The organism is Halomonas sp. HL-93 (assembly GCF_900086985.1).
GTDB lineage: Bacteria > Pseudomonadota > Gammaproteobacteria > Pseudomonadales > Halomonadaceae > Vreelandella.
Window position 1 is genome coordinate 3,781,836 of record NZ_LT593974.1, and the last position, 12,215, is coordinate 3,794,050.

The 12,215-nt window shown below is 55.5% G+C and carries 25 protein-coding genes; all 25 read right to left on the reverse strand.

What is annotated here, in order from left to right; translation table 11 throughout:
* Nucleotides 1-9: 9 nt before the first annotated feature.
* The 25 genes from GA0071314_RS17510 to rplD all read right to left on the reverse strand — a co-directional run bounded on the left by GA0071314_RS17510 (nt 10) and on the right by rplD (nt 12,209).
* Nucleotides 10-1,005, reverse strand: a complete 996-nt coding sequence (locus GA0071314_RS17510; RefSeq protein WP_074397826.1) for a DNA-directed RNA polymerase subunit alpha — start codon at nt 1,003-1,005, stop codon at nt 10-12.
* A 97-nt stretch (nt 1,006-1,102) separates the two neighbouring features.
* A complete protein-coding gene (gene rpsD, locus GA0071314_RS17515; protein ID WP_074397827.1) occupies nt 1,103-1,723 on the reverse strand; it encodes a 30S ribosomal protein S4 in 621 nt (206 codons plus the stop codon).
* Between the two features lie 12 nt (nt 1,724-1,735).
* Complete coding sequence (gene rpsK / locus GA0071314_RS17520) at nt 1,736-2,122, reverse strand: 30S ribosomal protein S11 (RefSeq protein ID WP_027337525.1); 387 nt, start codon at nt 2,120-2,122, stop codon at nt 1,736-1,738.
* Nucleotides 2,123-2,161: 39 nt separating this feature from the next.
* Nucleotides 2,162-2,518 (reverse strand): 30S ribosomal protein S13, encoded by a 357-nt coding sequence (rpsM, locus tag GA0071314_RS17525; RefSeq protein WP_074397829.1) that lies wholly within the window; start codon nt 2,516-2,518, stop codon nt 2,162-2,164.
* A gap of 122 nt (nt 2,519-2,640) precedes the next feature.
* Nucleotides 2,641-2,754, reverse strand: coding sequence for a 50S ribosomal protein L36 (gene rpmJ, locus GA0071314_RS17530; RefSeq protein ID WP_008959154.1), 114 nt, complete (start codon nt 2,752-2,754; stop codon nt 2,641-2,643).
* A gap of 29 nt (nt 2,755-2,783) precedes the next feature.
* Nucleotides 2,784-4,115 carry a preprotein translocase subunit SecY gene (gene secY / locus GA0071314_RS17535; protein ID WP_074397831.1) on the reverse strand — a complete coding sequence of 444 codons (1,332 nt, stop codon included), beginning with the start codon at nt 4,113-4,115 and terminating at the stop codon, nt 2,784-2,786.
* Complete coding sequence (gene rplO, locus GA0071314_RS17540) at nt 4,116-4,550, reverse strand: 50S ribosomal protein L15 (RefSeq protein WP_074397833.1); 435 nt, start codon at nt 4,548-4,550, stop codon at nt 4,116-4,118.
* A 3-nt stretch (nt 4,551-4,553) separates the two neighbouring features.
* Nucleotides 4,554-4,736 (reverse strand): 50S ribosomal protein L30, encoded by a 183-nt coding sequence (gene rpmD / locus GA0071314_RS17545; RefSeq protein ID WP_074397834.1) that lies wholly within the window; start codon nt 4,734-4,736, stop codon nt 4,554-4,556.
* A 6-nt stretch (nt 4,737-4,742) separates the two neighbouring features.
* On the reverse strand, nt 4,743-5,243 hold the full coding sequence (rpsE, locus tag GA0071314_RS17550) for a 30S ribosomal protein S5 (protein ID WP_074397836.1): 501 nt from the start codon (nt 5,241-5,243) through the stop codon (nt 4,743-4,745).
* A gap of 12 nt (nt 5,244-5,255) precedes the next feature.
* Complete coding sequence (rplR, locus tag GA0071314_RS17555; protein WP_027337520.1) at nt 5,256-5,606, reverse strand: 50S ribosomal protein L18; 351 nt, start codon at nt 5,604-5,606, stop codon at nt 5,256-5,258.
* A gap of 9 nt (nt 5,607-5,615) precedes the next feature.
* A complete protein-coding gene (rplF, locus tag GA0071314_RS17560; protein ID WP_074397837.1) occupies nt 5,616-6,146 on the reverse strand; it encodes a 50S ribosomal protein L6 in 531 nt (176 codons plus the stop codon).
* 9 nt (nt 6,147-6,155) lie between these two features.
* A complete protein-coding gene (gene rpsH / locus GA0071314_RS17565; protein ID WP_074397839.1) occupies nt 6,156-6,548 on the reverse strand; it encodes a 30S ribosomal protein S8 in 393 nt (130 codons plus the stop codon).
* A 32-nt stretch (nt 6,549-6,580) separates the two neighbouring features.
* Complete coding sequence (gene rpsN, locus GA0071314_RS17570) at nt 6,581-6,886, reverse strand: 30S ribosomal protein S14 (protein WP_074397840.1); 306 nt, start codon at nt 6,884-6,886, stop codon at nt 6,581-6,583.
* A 10-nt stretch (nt 6,887-6,896) separates the two neighbouring features.
* Complete coding sequence (gene rplE / locus GA0071314_RS17575; protein ID WP_074397842.1) at nt 6,897-7,436, reverse strand: 50S ribosomal protein L5; 540 nt, start codon at nt 7,434-7,436, stop codon at nt 6,897-6,899.
* Nucleotides 7,437-7,454: 18 nt separating this feature from the next.
* A complete protein-coding gene (gene rplX, locus GA0071314_RS17580; RefSeq protein WP_007111996.1) occupies nt 7,455-7,769 on the reverse strand; it encodes a 50S ribosomal protein L24 in 315 nt (104 codons plus the stop codon).
* A gap of 14 nt (nt 7,770-7,783) precedes the next feature.
* Nucleotides 7,784-8,155, reverse strand: a complete 372-nt coding sequence (rplN, locus tag GA0071314_RS17585) for a 50S ribosomal protein L14 (RefSeq protein ID WP_009723896.1) — start codon at nt 8,153-8,155, stop codon at nt 7,784-7,786.
* Between the two features lie 50 nt (nt 8,156-8,205).
* Nucleotides 8,206-8,466 carry a 30S ribosomal protein S17 gene (gene rpsQ / locus GA0071314_RS17590; RefSeq protein WP_027337515.1) on the reverse strand — a complete coding sequence of 87 codons (261 nt, stop codon included), beginning with the start codon at nt 8,464-8,466 and terminating at the stop codon, nt 8,206-8,208.
* Between the two features lies 1 nt (nt 8,467).
* The gene (gene rpmC, locus GA0071314_RS17595) at nt 8,468-8,659 is read right to left on the reverse strand and encodes a 50S ribosomal protein L29 (protein ID WP_066318563.1); all 192 of its coding nucleotides are present in this window, start codon (nt 8,657-8,659) and stop codon (nt 8,468-8,470) included.
* The gene (gene rplP, locus GA0071314_RS17600) at nt 8,659-9,072 is read right to left on the reverse strand and encodes a 50S ribosomal protein L16 (RefSeq protein WP_027337513.1); all 414 of its coding nucleotides are present in this window, start codon (nt 9,070-9,072) and stop codon (nt 8,659-8,661) included. Before rplP ends, rpmC begins: the two co-directional genes overlap by 1 nt.
* A 15-nt stretch (nt 9,073-9,087) precedes the next feature.
* Complete coding sequence (gene rpsC, locus GA0071314_RS17605; RefSeq protein ID WP_074397843.1) at nt 9,088-9,792, reverse strand: 30S ribosomal protein S3; 705 nt, start codon at nt 9,790-9,792, stop codon at nt 9,088-9,090.
* Nucleotides 9,793-9,802: 10 nt separating this feature from the next.
* Nucleotides 9,803-10,135 (reverse strand): 50S ribosomal protein L22, encoded by a 333-nt coding sequence (gene rplV, locus GA0071314_RS17610; protein WP_009098995.1) that lies wholly within the window; start codon nt 10,133-10,135, stop codon nt 9,803-9,805.
* Nucleotides 10,136-10,153: 18 nt separating this feature from the next.
* The gene (gene rpsS, locus GA0071314_RS17615; protein WP_027337511.1) at nt 10,154-10,429 is read right to left on the reverse strand and encodes a 30S ribosomal protein S19; all 276 of its coding nucleotides are present in this window, start codon (nt 10,427-10,429) and stop codon (nt 10,154-10,156) included.
* 33 nt (nt 10,430-10,462) lie between these two features.
* Nucleotides 10,463-11,293 (reverse strand): 50S ribosomal protein L2, encoded by an 831-nt coding sequence (gene rplB / locus GA0071314_RS17620; protein ID WP_074397845.1) that lies wholly within the window; start codon nt 11,291-11,293, stop codon nt 10,463-10,465.
* A gap of 17 nt (nt 11,294-11,310) precedes the next feature.
* Nucleotides 11,311-11,607 carry a 50S ribosomal protein L23 gene (rplW, locus tag GA0071314_RS17625; protein ID WP_066318574.1) on the reverse strand — a complete coding sequence of 99 codons (297 nt, stop codon included), beginning with the start codon at nt 11,605-11,607 and terminating at the stop codon, nt 11,311-11,313.
* Complete coding sequence (rplD, locus tag GA0071314_RS17630) at nt 11,604-12,209, reverse strand: 50S ribosomal protein L4 (protein ID WP_074397847.1); 606 nt, start codon at nt 12,207-12,209, stop codon at nt 11,604-11,606. The genes rplW and rplD overlap by 4 nt, the downstream gene beginning before the upstream one ends.
* Between the last annotated feature and the right edge of the window lie 6 nt (nt 12,210-12,215).

Consider the following 12,215-nt stretch of genomic DNA (forward strand, 5'->3'; position numbering starts at 1 on the left):
AGTCGACACTCACGCGGAGGCCTTGTCGTCCTTCAGGCTAGCCGGCGGCCAATTTTCCAACCGCATGCCGAGGGACAAGCCACGCGCTGCCAAAACATCCTTGATTTCATTCAGGGATTTCTTGCCGAGGTTAGGTGTCTTCAACAGCTCAACTTCAGTGCGCTGGATAAGATCACCAATATAGTAAATATTCTCGGCTTTTAGGCAGTTCGCGCTGCGAACGGTCAACTCAAGATCGTCTACGGGGCGCAATAGGATAGGATCAACATGATCCTCTTCCTCTTCGACTACCTGCTCTTTATCTGCTTCCAGGTCGACGAAGGCGGCCAGCTGCTCTTGCAGGATGGTCGCACTGCGGCGGATAGCCTCTTCCGGATCCAGGGTACCGTCGGTTTCCAAGTCGATAATCAGCTTATCGAGGTCGGTGCGCTGCTCAACACGAGCAGCCTCAACCGCATAGGAAACACGGCGGACAGGGCTGAAGGTGGCATCCAGCTGCAAGCGACCAATAGCACGGGTCTCTTCATCAGAGCCACGGGCATCAGCCGGTTCGTAACCACGACCCAGCGCTACCTTAAGCTGAATCTTCAGCTCGGCACCTTCATTGACGTGTGCAATGACGTGATCCGGGTTGACGATTTCGACGCTATGATCAAGCGCAATGTCGCCAGCGGTGACGACGGCTGGGCCCTGCTTGTTCAGCGAGAGCACCGCCTCATCGCGGCTGTGCATCTTGATCGCAACATCTTTCAAGTTCAGGAGGATTTCAATGACATCTTCCTGCACCCCTTCGAGGGCACTATATTCGTGCTCGACACCCGCAATTTCGGCCTCTACCACGGCACAGCCGGGCATTGACGAAAGCAGAATGCGGCGCAGTGCATTCCCCAGGGTGTGACCAAAACCACGCTCGAACGGTTCGAGGACGATTTTGGCGTGATGTGCGCTGATTTCTTCGACCTTGATGTCACGAGGACGGAGAAACTCTGTCACTGAACGCTGCATATGAACACCTTTCAGGCTGCCAAACGGATACTTGGTACTCGGGATAACCTGGTGCTGGCAGTAGACCTGCACCAGATCAACAAGAAGCAGACTTTGCTTACTTGGAGTACAGCTCGACGATCAGGTTTTCGTTGATGTCGGCAGTCAGGTCACCGCGTTCAGGCAGAGCCTTGAAAGTGCCTTCCATCTTCTTGGCGTCGGTTTCGATCCACGCCACATCACCACGGTTGGCCGCAATGGACAACGCGTTTTGGATGCGAGCCTGGTTCTTCGCCTTTTCGCGAATGGAAACAACGTCACCCGGCTTCACTTGGTAGGAAGCCACGTTAACGGTGCGACCGTTCACGGCAATCGCCTTGTGGCTGACCAGCTGACGCGCTTCAGAGCGAGTCGAGCCGAAGCCGATGCGGTAGACGACATTATCCAGTCGGGATTCGAGCAACTGCAACAATACTTCACCGGTCGCGCCTTTCAGGCGAGCGGCTTCTTTGTAGTAGTTGCGGAACTGCTTTTCGAGTACGCCATACATACGACGTACTTTTTGCTTCTCGCGAAGCTGCAAGCCGTAGTCTGAAAGACGCTGACGGCGCTGGCCGTGTACACCCGGGATTTGCTCGGATTTACACTTTTTCTCGAAGGGAGTCACGCCACTCTTCAAAAAGAGATCGGTGCCTTCACGACGAGACAATTTGCACTTCGGTCCAATATAACGGGCCATGAATCTGTCTCCTTAAACGCGGCGTTTCTTCGGCGGACGGCAGCCATTATGGGGGATGGGCGTCGCGTCGATAATGCTTTGCACGCGGAAGCCGGCGGCATTCAGTGCGCGCACGGCGGATTCACGACCGGGACCGGGGCCTTTGACCAGCACGTCGACGTTTTTCACACCATACTCGGCTGCAGCAGTTGCTGCACGTTCGCTTGCCACTTGAGCAGCGAACGGGGTGCTCTTGCGAGAACCACGAAAACCCGAACCACCGGCAGTCGCCCATGACAGAGCGTTGCCCTGGCGGTCTGTGATCGTCACGATCGTGTTGTTAAAAGAGGCATGGATATGCGCAACCGCATCCACTACCTGCTTTTTAACCTTTTTACGGTTACTACGCGGGTTAGCCATGTTGATGTCTATTCCTGTCTTTACGCCAGAACGTGCGTGTTATTTGCGGATCGGCTTACGCGGGCCCTTACGGGTACGCGCGTTAGTCTTAGTCCGCTGACCACGCAGCGGAAGACTACGACGATGACGCAGACCACGGTAGCAGCCTAAGTCCATGAGACGCTTAATGTTCAGCGTAACATCACGACGAAGGTCGCCTTCTACGGTGTACTTACCAACTTCAGAACGCAGGGTGTCTACTTCTTCAGAAGACAGGTCCTGGATCTTGGCAGTCAGCGCAATACCGGCAGCAGCACAGATGTGCTCTGCACGAGTACGGCCAATCCCGAAGATATAGGTCAGCGAGATCGCCGCATGCTTGTTGTCCGGGATATTGACGCCTGCAATACGGGCCATCAGCTTACTCCGAAATTTGAGCGGCTTGCTCGTTAATCATCTTTAAAAGGCGCAACAGCATACCCCTTTAGCTGCCAAAAGGCAAGGGGTATGCCGGCACCCGCTTAATACAGTCCAGGAAATTAACCCTGACGCTGCTTATGCCGTGGTTCGCTGCAAATGACGCGAACTGCGCCATTGCGACGAATGATCTTACAGTTACGGCACATTTTCTTTACGGAAGCTCGAACTTTCATCGTTCTCTCCAATACGGACGGCACGCGCCTTAGCGCATAATGCCGCCACTACCGTAGCCTTTCAGGTTGGACTTCTTCATCACTGAGTCATATTGATGCGACATGAGGTGCGACTGCACCTGGGCCATGAAGTCCATGATGACCACAACCACAATCAGTAACGAGGTACCGCCAAAGAAGAACGGCACGTTCCACGCTACGATCAAAAACTGGGGCATCAGGGAAACCGCAGTGATGTACAAGGCACCAAACAACGTTAAACGCGTCATGACCTTGTCAATGTAGCGAGCGGTCTGCTCACCAGGACGAATACCCGGTAGAAACGCACCTGACTTTTTCAGATTGTCAGCTACATCCTTGGGGTTAAAGACCAGCGCTGTGTAAAAGAAGCAGAAGAATACCACTGCCGCCCCAAAAAGCAAGATGTAAAGCGGCTGGCCGGGGCCTAATGCTTGCGAGGCACGCTGCAACCACTCCATACCATCGCCTGCACCTACCCACTGGCCGATCGAGGCCGGGAAGAGCAGGATACTGGAAGCGAAGATGGCGGGAATAACGCCCGCCATATTCACTTTCAGCGGCAGGTAGCTGCTTTGCCCTGCATACATCTTGTTGCCGACTTGGCGTCGCGGATAATTCACTTTCAGGCGGCGTTGACCGCGCTCGATGAACACCACAAACGCTACAGTGGCAATACCCAGTGCCGCTAACGCTAACAGAGGCAGTACGTTCCAGGCCCCTTCGTTGCGGGCCAATTCAAACGCCTGGCCCACGGCACTGGGAAGCCCAGCCACAATACCGGCAAAGATCAGCAACGAAATACCGTTGCCGATGCCTTTCTCGGTAATCTGCTCACCCAGCCACATCATGAATACCGCGCCTGATACGAACGTAATCACGGCGGTAAAATAGAAGCTGAAGTCAGCCGTGTACGCGATACCTTGGCTAGCCAAACCGACGGACATACCGACAGCCTGAACAAAGGCCAGTATCACCGTGCCGTAGCGGGTGTACTGACTAATCTTGCGGCGGCCGGCCTCACCCTCTTTCTTGAGCTGTTCAAGATGAGGAGAGACCGCAGTCATCAGCTGCATGATAATCGACGCCGAAATATAGGGCATAATACCCAGGGCGAGGACACTCATGCGCTCCAGGGCGCCACCCGAGAACATGTTAAACATGCCCAGGATGGTGCCCTGTTGCTCCCTAAACAAGGCAGCAAGCTGGTCAGGATTGATACCGGGAACGGGAATATGGGCACCGATACGGTACACCACGATGGCGAGGAGCACGAAGCGCAAACGCGCCCACAGTTCACTCAGACCGCTGCCCATCGCCGGCATGTTTCCTGACTTGGCCATTTAGTCCTCTACCTTGCCGCCAGCGGCTTCGATCGCTTCACGGGCACCTTTGGTGACCTTGATTCCGCGAACGGTAACCGCTTTTTTCAGTTCGCCAGAAAGGATGATTTTCGCGTGTAGCGTCGCATCCTTCAGCACGTTAGCTTGCTTCAGCGTGTCGAGGGTTACCTCGTCACCAGCTACTTGAGCCAGCTCAGCTAAGCGCACTTCTTCTGACACCAGCGACTTGGCCGAGGTAAAACCAAATTTCGGCAGACGGCGCTGCAATGGCATCTGACCGCCTTCGAAACCTGGCTTAACGCTACCGCCGCTACGTGCTTTCTGGCCTTTGTGGCCACGGCCAGCGGTCTTACCCAGACCGGAACCGATACCACGACCAACGCGCTTTGCAGCGTGTTTAGAGCCCGGCGCCGGGCTCAAGGTATTGAGTTTCATGGATTACTCTCCCTCAACGCGCACAAGGTAGTTCACCTTGTGGATCATGCCGCGTACGGCAGGGGTGTCTTCCAGCTCAACCGAATGACCGATGCGACGCAGGCCCAAACCACTGATAGTAGCCTTGTGCTTGGGCAGAACGCCGATGGTGCTGCGGATCTGGGTAACCTTGATCGTTGCTGCCATGGTGTCTTACCCCGTGATCGCTTCGACAGACAGACCGCGCTTGGCGGCCACGTCTTCCGGTGCCTGCATGGAAGAGAGACCTTTAACAGTCGCCCGAACCACGTTAACCGGGTTGGTGGAACCGTAACACTTGGCCAGTACGTCGTGGACGCCAGCGAGCTCTAGTACAGAGCGCATAGCACCACCGGCGATAATGCCGGTACCTTCAGACGCCGGCTGCATGTATACCTTGGAAGCACCGTGACGGGCTTTAACCGGGTATTGCAGCGTGTGGCCTGAAAGGTTGACCTTGACCATGTTGCGACGAGCTTGATCCATCGCTTTCTGAATCGCGATCGGCACTTCACGCGCCTTACCACGACCGAAACCGACACGACCTTTACCATCACCAACGACGGTCAACGCGGTGAAGCCGAAAATACGACCACCTTTGACCACCTTGGCGACGCGATTGACCTGCACAAGCTTTTCCTGCAGATCACCGCTTTGCTGTTCGTTCTTCGCCATCGTAAAAACCCTTTAGAATTCCAGGCCGCCTTCACGTGCGGCGTCGGCTAAAGCCTTGACGCGACCGTGATACTTAAAGCCAGCACGGTCGAAGGCCACCTGGGTGATGCCTGCTTCTTTAGCGCGTTTGGCAATCAGCTCGCCGACTTTCGTGGCGGCTTCTGAGTTACCAGTCGCACCCTCGCGCAGTGCTTTGTCCAGCGTAGAAGCACTGGCTAACACTTTGCCACCATCCGGCGAGATAATCTGCGCATAGATGTGACGCGGGGTACGGTTGACGCACAGGCGATACACGCCCAGCTCGCGGATCTTGGCGCGAGCGCGGCGGGCACGACGGAGACGAGATTCTTTCTTCGCGTTCATAACCCTGCCTTACTTCTTCTTGGCTTCTTTGCGACGCACCTGCTCGTCGGCGTACCGGACACCCTTGCCTTTATACGGCTCGGGAGGACGGAAGGCGCGGATTTCCGCGGCGCACTGGCCGAGCTGCTGTTTGTCCGCGCTTTTCAGCACGATCACGGTGTTTTTCGGCGTTTCCGCTGAGACACCTTTCGGCAGTTCGTAGTCGACCGGGTGCGAGAAGCCCAGTGAAAGATTGAGCGTCTGGCCCTTTGCTTGGGCACGATAACCGACGCCAACAATTTCGAGAGTCTTTGTGAAACCCTCGGATACGCCCGTCACCAGGTTCTGAACCAAGGCGCGGGTTGTACCGGCCATTGCCCAGCTCTTGGCAGATTCACTCGGGGCGAAGGTCAGCTGGCCATCTTCTTGAGCCACTACCACATCGTGGTGAATGGTCATTGATAGCGTGCCCTGGCCGCCTTTGGCGGTCAGCTGGTCAGCGTCAATTTTGATCTCAACGCCGGCAGGCACTTTAACCGGATATTTCGCTATGCGGGACATTCCAGCCTCCTAGAATACGGTGCAGATGACTTCGCCACCAACACCCGCCTGGCGAGCGGCACGATCGGTCATCACCCCATTAGAGGTGGTAACGATCGCGATACCCATGCCATCGGCGACCTTAGGCAGGTTGTCCTTGCCCATGTAACGGCGCAGAGACGGCTTGGAAACCCGCTGGATATGGTCGATAACCGGCTTACCCTCAAAGTACTTGAGCGTTACGGTTAGTTCGGGCTTGGTGCTTTCAGCCACCGCGAAATCGGTGATGTAGCCCTCTTCTTTCAGCACGCGGGCCACTTCCACTTTCAACTTGGAAGACGGCATGGTAACCGTCTCCTTGGTGGCCATCTGCGCATTGCGGATACGGGTAAACATATCCGCCAGAGTGTCTTGCATGCTCATTTAATGTGCGCTCCTGATGATTCTACGTGGCGTTACCAGCTGGACTTTTTGAGACCAGGAACGTCGCCACGCATGGCGGCTTCACGCAGCTTGTTACGGCCGAGGCCGAACTTGTTGTAAAAACCGTGCGGACGTCCGGTAATGCGGCAGCGGTTACGCTGACGTACCGGGCTTGAGTCACGCGGCAGTTGCTGCAGCTTCAGCGTCGCCTCGAAGCGATCTTCCTCAGAAGCGTTCACATCGATGATAATTGCCTTGAGTTCAGCGCGCTTGGCCGCGTATTTCTCGACCAGCTTGGTACGCTTAAGCTCACGCTCTACCATGCTCTTCTTTGCCATGATCCAACCCTTATTTCTTAAACGGGAAGTTCAGCGCGGTTAGAAGCGCGCGACCTTCCTCGTCGGTGTTGGCGGTAGTAGTGATGGTGACATCCAACCCCCGGATACGATCGATTTTATCATACTCGATCTCCGGGAAGATGATTTGCTCACGCACACCCATGGAGTAGTTGCCACGACCGTCGAAGGACTTCGGGTTAAGACCACGGAAGTCACGCACGCGAGGAATCGCGATGTAAACCAAACGGTCCAAGAAGTCCCACATACGCTCAGCGCGCAGGGTCACCTTGATACCAATTGGCCAACCTTCACGTACCTTAAAGCCCGCGATGGACTTACGTGCCTTGGTCACCAACGGCTTTTGTCCGGACAACATCTCCAGATCACCGATGGCATTATCGATCAGCTTTTTATCGCTGACCGCGTCGCCGATGCCCATATTAAGCGTCACTTTCGTGATGCGCGGCACCTGCATTACGTTGGCATAGCTAAACTGCTCTTTGAGCTGAGCTACTACCTCGTTTTGATAACGTTCTTTCAAGTTCGCCATTTTGCTACCCGACTCGCGTTAGGCGTCGATCTGCGTCTGCGTCGACTTGTAGATACGTACCTTGGTACCGTCTTCCTTCACTTGGAAGCCGACGCGATCCGCCTTACCGGTCTCCGAATTGAAGATGGCTACGTTGGACGCGTGAATCGGAGCCTCACGCTCGACGATACCGCCCTGATTTCCCGCCATGGGATTCGGCTTGGTGTGACGTTTAATCATGTTCACACCGGACACCAAGAAACGGTTTTCAAGTACCCGCTTAACAGTGCCACGCTTGCCTTTATCCTTTCCGGCGATGACGATGACTTCATCGTCACGTTTGATTTTTTGCATATCCGCCTCGCTCCTTACAGCACTTCAGGCGCTAAGGAAATGATCTTCATGAACTTTTCGTTACGAAGCTCACGAGTAACCGGCCCGAAAATACGCGTACCGATTGGCTGTTCGTTGGTGTTGTTCAACAAAACCGCCGCATTTCCATCGAAACGGATCAGCGAACCGTCGCTACGACGGACGCCACTACGGGTGCGAACCACCACCGCTTTTAGTACCTGGCCTTTTTTGACCTTGCCACGCGGAATGGCTTCTTTCACCGTAACCTTGATGACGTCACCAACGCGAGCGTAGCGACGGTGTGAACCGCCTAACACCTTGATGCATTGCACCCGGCGCGCTCCGCTGTTGTCGGCGACATCCAGCATTGTCTGAGTCTGAATCATCGGTTTTCTCCAAACCTAATCTGACTGCACTGGTTAAACAGGCACATGGATTAACCCTTGGCCTGCTCGACCACCTCGACCAGCGTCCAGGCTTTCTTTTTGGAAAGCGGACGGCACTCCTGAATGGAAACCGTATCGCCTGCCTTAGCCTGGTTCGCCTCATCATGGGCGTGCAGCTTGGTGGAGCGCTTAACGTATTTTCCGTAGATCGGGTGACGCTCACGACGCTCGATCATTACGACGATGGATTTTTCCATCTTGTCGCTCACCACCTTGCCGGTGAGCGTACGTGCTTTTTTCTCTTCGGCCATCTCAATCACCTGCCTTCTCGTTGAGCACAGTCTTCACACGGGCAATATCCCGACGGACCTGCTTGAGCAGATGAGTCTGGCTCAGTTGGCCAGTGGCCTTCTGCATGCGCAGGTTGAACTGCTCTCGGAGTAGCTCGAGGAGCTGCTCATGGAGCTCTCCTGCGGACTTTTCACGAATTTCCTGGGCTTTCATCACATCACCGTCCGTTTCGCAAAGGTGGTGGATATGGGCATTTTCTGTGCCGCGAGCTCAAACGCTTCACGTGCAAGCTCTTCAGGCACACCCTCGATCTCGTACAGGACCCGACCCGGCTGGATCTGGGCTACCCAGTATTCGACGGAGCCTTTACCTTTACCCATACGAACTTCGAGCGGCTTCTTGGAGATCGGCTTGTCAGGGAAGACGCGGATCCAAATCTTACCGCCACGTTTAACGTGACGTGTGATCGCACGACGGCCGGCTTCGATCTGGCGCGCAGTAATGCGGCCGCGACCGGTAGCTTTCAGACCGTATTCCCCGAAGCTGATCTTGCTTCCGCGATGCGCCAAGCCACGGTTGCGGCCTTTCTGCATCTTGCGGAATTTCATACGCTTGGGCTGTAACATCGACTCGCTCTCCCCTTACCTGGAACCTTTTTTCTTGGGCGCGTTGCCGGCAGGCTGCTGTTGCTTAGCCTTGGCACGTACTTCCTCGATACCGCCGAGGATTTCACCCTTGAAGATCCACACTTTGACGCCGATAACGCCGTAGGTGGTGTGAGCTTCGTAAGTGGCGTAGTCGATGTCCGCACGCAACGTGTGCAGCGGAACGCGACCTTCGCGGTACCATTCGGTACGTGCGATTTCAGCACCACCCAGACGACCTGACAGCTGAATCTTGATGCCGCCAGCGCCAAGACGCATTGCGTTTTGTACCGCACGCTTCATGGCGCGACGGAACATCACGCGACGCTCAAGTTGGCCCGCTACGTTAGCAGCGACGAGCTTGGCGTCTAGTTCCGGCTTGCGAACTTCTTCAATGTTCACGTGAACAGGAACACCCATCATTTCAGTGAGATCACGACGCAGACGGTCGACATCTTCACCTTTTTTGCCAATCACGATACCCGGACGGGCAGTGTGAATGGTGATGCGGGCGTTGTTCGCCGGACGCTCGATGTGAATACGGCTAACGGAGGCGTTTTTAAGACGCTGTTCCAGGAAGCTACGCACTTCGAGATCGTTATTGAGCTTATCGGCATAGGCGCCGCGCTCGGCATACCAGACAGAAGCATGGTCTTTGACGATGCCCAGTCGAATGCCTGTTGGATTGACTTTCTGACCCATCGGTCGACTCCTACTTCTCGGCTACCTTGACGGTGATGTGGCAGGTGCGCTTCAAGATACGATCCGCCCGCCCCTTGGCGCGCGGCTTGATACGCTTGAGCGTCATGCCCTCATCGACGCAGATGGTCGAGACACGCAGCTCGTCAATATCCATGCCGTTATTTTCTTCCGCGTTTGCAATAGCGGACTGAAGCACTTTTTTGACCAATTGGGCAGCCTTCTTCGGTGAGAAGGTCAGCAGGTCGAGTGCTTCGGCGACAGGTTTACCGCGCACCTGGTCAGCCACCAAACGGGCCTTCTGGGCGGATAAACGAGCGCCACGCAGCTTAGCTGTGACTTCCATCTCTCAATCCTCTTTGGCTTACCGTTTGGCTTTCTTGTCCGCTACGTGCCCGCGATAAGTGCGAGTGGCAGCGAATTCGCCTAGCTTGTGACCAACCATTTCCTCGGAGACGTGCACCGGGACGTGTTGGCGACCGTTGTGGACTGCGATGGTCAAACCCACCATGTTTGGCAGGATCATTGAACGACGCGACCAAGTCTTGATCGGTTTGCGATCGTTCTTTTCCACTGCAGCCTCTACCTTCTTCAAAAGATGAAGGTCAATAAACGGACCTTTCTTTAGTGAACGTGGCACAGCCGTTACCCCTTAATGTCTTGGCAATTTCAATCAGTTACGAGCCTTACGGCGACGTACGATCAGCTTGTCGGTGCGCTTGTTCTTACGCGTCTTGTAACCCTTGGTCGGCACACCCCATGGGGTAACCGGGTTACGACCACCACTAGTACGGCCTTCACCGCCACCGTGCGGGTGATCGACAGGGTTCATCGCGACACCGCGAACCGTCGGACGCACACCTCTCCAGCGCTTCGCACCGGCCTTGCCAAGTTGACGTAGGCTGTGCTCGGAGTTGCTCACTTCACCCAAGGTCGCACGGCACTCGGCCAATACCTTACGCATTTCGCCAGAGCGAAGACGCAGGGTGGCATAGTTACCTTCACGAGCGACCAACTGAGCGCTAGTACCGGCACTGCGAGCAATCTGCGCGCCTTTACCCGGCTTCAGTTCAATACCGTGAACGGTAGAACCGAGCGGGATGTTACGCAGCGGCAAGGCATTGCCTTTCTTGATGGGCGCGTTAACACCAGATTCCAGCACGTCACCCGCGCTGACACCTTTCGGCGCAATGATGTAACGACGCTCGCCATCGGCGTATTTCAGCAGTGCAATGTGCGCACTGCGGTTCGGGTCGTGCTCCAGACGCTCAACGGTGGCAGGAACGCCATCCTTGGTGCGTTTGAAGTCGATCAACCGATAGTGGTGACGGTGACCACCGCCCACGTGGCGGGTGGTGATGCGACCGTAGTTATTACGGCCACCGGACTTGGACTGTTTTTCCAAAAGCGGTGCATAAGCACGGCCTTTGTACAGTTCCTCGCCAACGATCTTGACGACGTGGCGACGACCGGCGGATGTGGGTTTGGTCTTGACGATTGCCATTATCCGTACTCCTGCCCTTATTCGGCGCCAGAGAAGTCTTCGAGCGTTTCACCCGCGGCGAGGGTCACATACGCTTTACGGTAACCCTTACGCAAGCCAACGCCGTTTGCAGTACGCTTGGTTTTACCCTTGACGTTCAGTACCTGAACGCTGCCGACCTTCTTGCCGAACAGTACTTCAACGGCCTTCTTGATCTCGGGTTTGGTAGCATCGGTTGCCACCTTGAAAACGTACTGGTTGCGCTCGGCAGCCATCGCGGCCTTCTCGGTCACGTGCGGTCCAAGCAGAACCTTGAATACGCGTTCCTGGTTCATGCCAGCTTCTCCTCGAATTTACGCAGGGCGGAGACGGTGACCAGGACCTTATCAAAGGCAACCAGGCTCACCGGGTCAGCAGCCGCAACGTCCACCACATCAACATGGGGAAGGTTGCGCGCGGCTAAATAGAGCTTTTCATCAACTTCTTCAGTGACGATCAACACTTTTTCAAGGTTGAGCTCTTTCAGCTTGGCAGCGACCTGCTTGGTTTTCGGCGCTTCGACGTTGAACTCTTCAACCGCGACCAGGCGCTCTTGACGTACCAGCTCTGACAAGATGGAACGCATGGCAGCGCGATACATCTTGCGGTTCACCTTCTGGGTGTAGTCTTGCGGACGCGCCGCGAAGGTGACGCCGCCGCTACGCCATAGCGGAGAGCGGATAGTACCAGCACGAGCACGGCCAGTACCTTTCTGACGCCATGGCTTTTTACCACCACCACGAACGTCGGAACGGTTCTTTTGAGCGCGGGTGCCCTGACGACCACCAGCCAAATAGGCAGTGACGACCTGGTGAACCAGCGCTTCGTTGAATTCTTTGCCAAAGGTGGCGTCGGCTACTTCAACGGTACCCGCGCCTGCAGCAAGATTCAGATTCATTGGTAA

Coding starts and splice junctions, on each gene's coding strand:
- rpsE (WP_074397836.1), bottom strand. CDS start 5,243: ATGGCGAAGAACGAACAGCAAAGCGGTGATCTGCAGGAAAAGCTTGTG.
- rpsC (WP_074397843.1), bottom strand. CDS start 9,792: ATGGGTCAGAAAGTCAATCCAACAGGCATTCGACTGGGCATCGTCAAA.
- rplP (WP_027337513.1), bottom strand. CDS start 9,072: ATGTTACAGCCCAAGCGTATGAAATTCCGCAAGATGCAGAAAGGCCGC.
- rplX (WP_007111996.1), bottom strand. CDS start 7,769: ATGCAAAAAATCAAACGTGACGATGAAGTCATCGTCATCGCCGGAAAG.
- GA0071314_RS17510 (WP_074397826.1), bottom strand. CDS start 1,005: ATGCAGCGTTCAGTGACAGAGTTTCTCCGTCCTCGTGACATCAAGGTC.
- rpsN (WP_074397840.1), bottom strand. CDS start 6,886: ATGGCAAAGAAGAGCATGGTAGAGCGTGAGCTTAAGCGTACCAAGCTG.
- rplN (WP_009723896.1), bottom strand. CDS start 8,155: ATGATTCAGACTCAGACAATGCTGGATGTCGCCGACAACAGCGGAGCG.
- rplB (WP_074397845.1), bottom strand. CDS start 11,293: ATGGCAATCGTCAAGACCAAACCCACATCCGCCGGTCGTCGCCACGTC.
- rpsD (WP_074397827.1), bottom strand. CDS start 1,723: ATGGCCCGTTATATTGGACCGAAGTGCAAATTGTCTCGTCGTGAAGGC.
- secY (WP_074397831.1), bottom strand. CDS start 4,115: ATGGCCAAGTCAGGAAACATGCCGGCGATGGGCAGCGGTCTGAGTGAA.
- rplE (WP_074397842.1), bottom strand. CDS start 7,436: ATGGCGAACTTGAAAGAACGTTATCAAAACGAGGTAGTAGCTCAGCTC.
- rpsH (WP_074397839.1), bottom strand. CDS start 6,548: ATGAGCATGCAAGACACTCTGGCGGATATGTTTACCCGTATCCGCAAT.
- rpsQ (WP_027337515.1), bottom strand. CDS start 8,466: ATGGCCGAAGAGAAAAAAGCACGTACGCTCACCGGCAAGGTGGTGAGC.
- rpsM (WP_074397829.1), bottom strand. CDS start 2,518: ATGGCCCGTATTGCAGGCGTCAATATCCCGGACAACAAGCATGCGGCG.
- rplO (WP_074397833.1), bottom strand. CDS start 4,550: ATGAAACTCAATACCTTGAGCCCGGCGCCGGGCTCTAAACACGCTGCA.
- rpmD (WP_074397834.1), bottom strand. CDS start 4,736: ATGGCAGCAACGATCAAGGTTACCCAGATCCGCAGCACCATCGGCGTT.
- rpmC (WP_066318563.1), bottom strand. CDS start 8,659: ATGAAAGCCCAGGAAATTCGTGAAAAGTCCGCAGGAGAGCTCCATGAG.
- rplR (WP_027337520.1), bottom strand. CDS start 5,606: ATGAACGCGAAGAAAGAATCTCGTCTCCGTCGTGCCCGCCGCGCTCGC.
- rplD (WP_074397847.1), bottom strand. CDS start 12,209: ATGAATCTGAATCTTGCTGCAGGCGCGGGTACCGTTGAAGTAGCCGAC.
- rpmJ (WP_008959154.1), bottom strand. CDS start 2,754: ATGAAAGTTCGAGCTTCCGTAAAGAAAATGTGCCGTAACTGTAAGATC.
- rplV (WP_009098995.1), bottom strand. CDS start 10,135: ATGGAAGTCACAGCTAAGCTGCGTGGCGCTCGTTTATCCGCCCAGAAG.
- rplF (WP_074397837.1), bottom strand. CDS start 6,146: ATGTCCCGCATAGCGAAATATCCGGTTAAAGTGCCTGCCGGCGTTGAG.
- rpsK (WP_027337525.1), bottom strand. CDS start 2,122: ATGGCTAACCCGCGTAGTAACCGTAAAAAGGTTAAAAAGCAGGTAGTG.
- rplW (WP_066318574.1), bottom strand. CDS start 11,607: ATGAACCAGGAACGCGTATTCAAGGTTCTGCTTGGACCGCACGTGACC.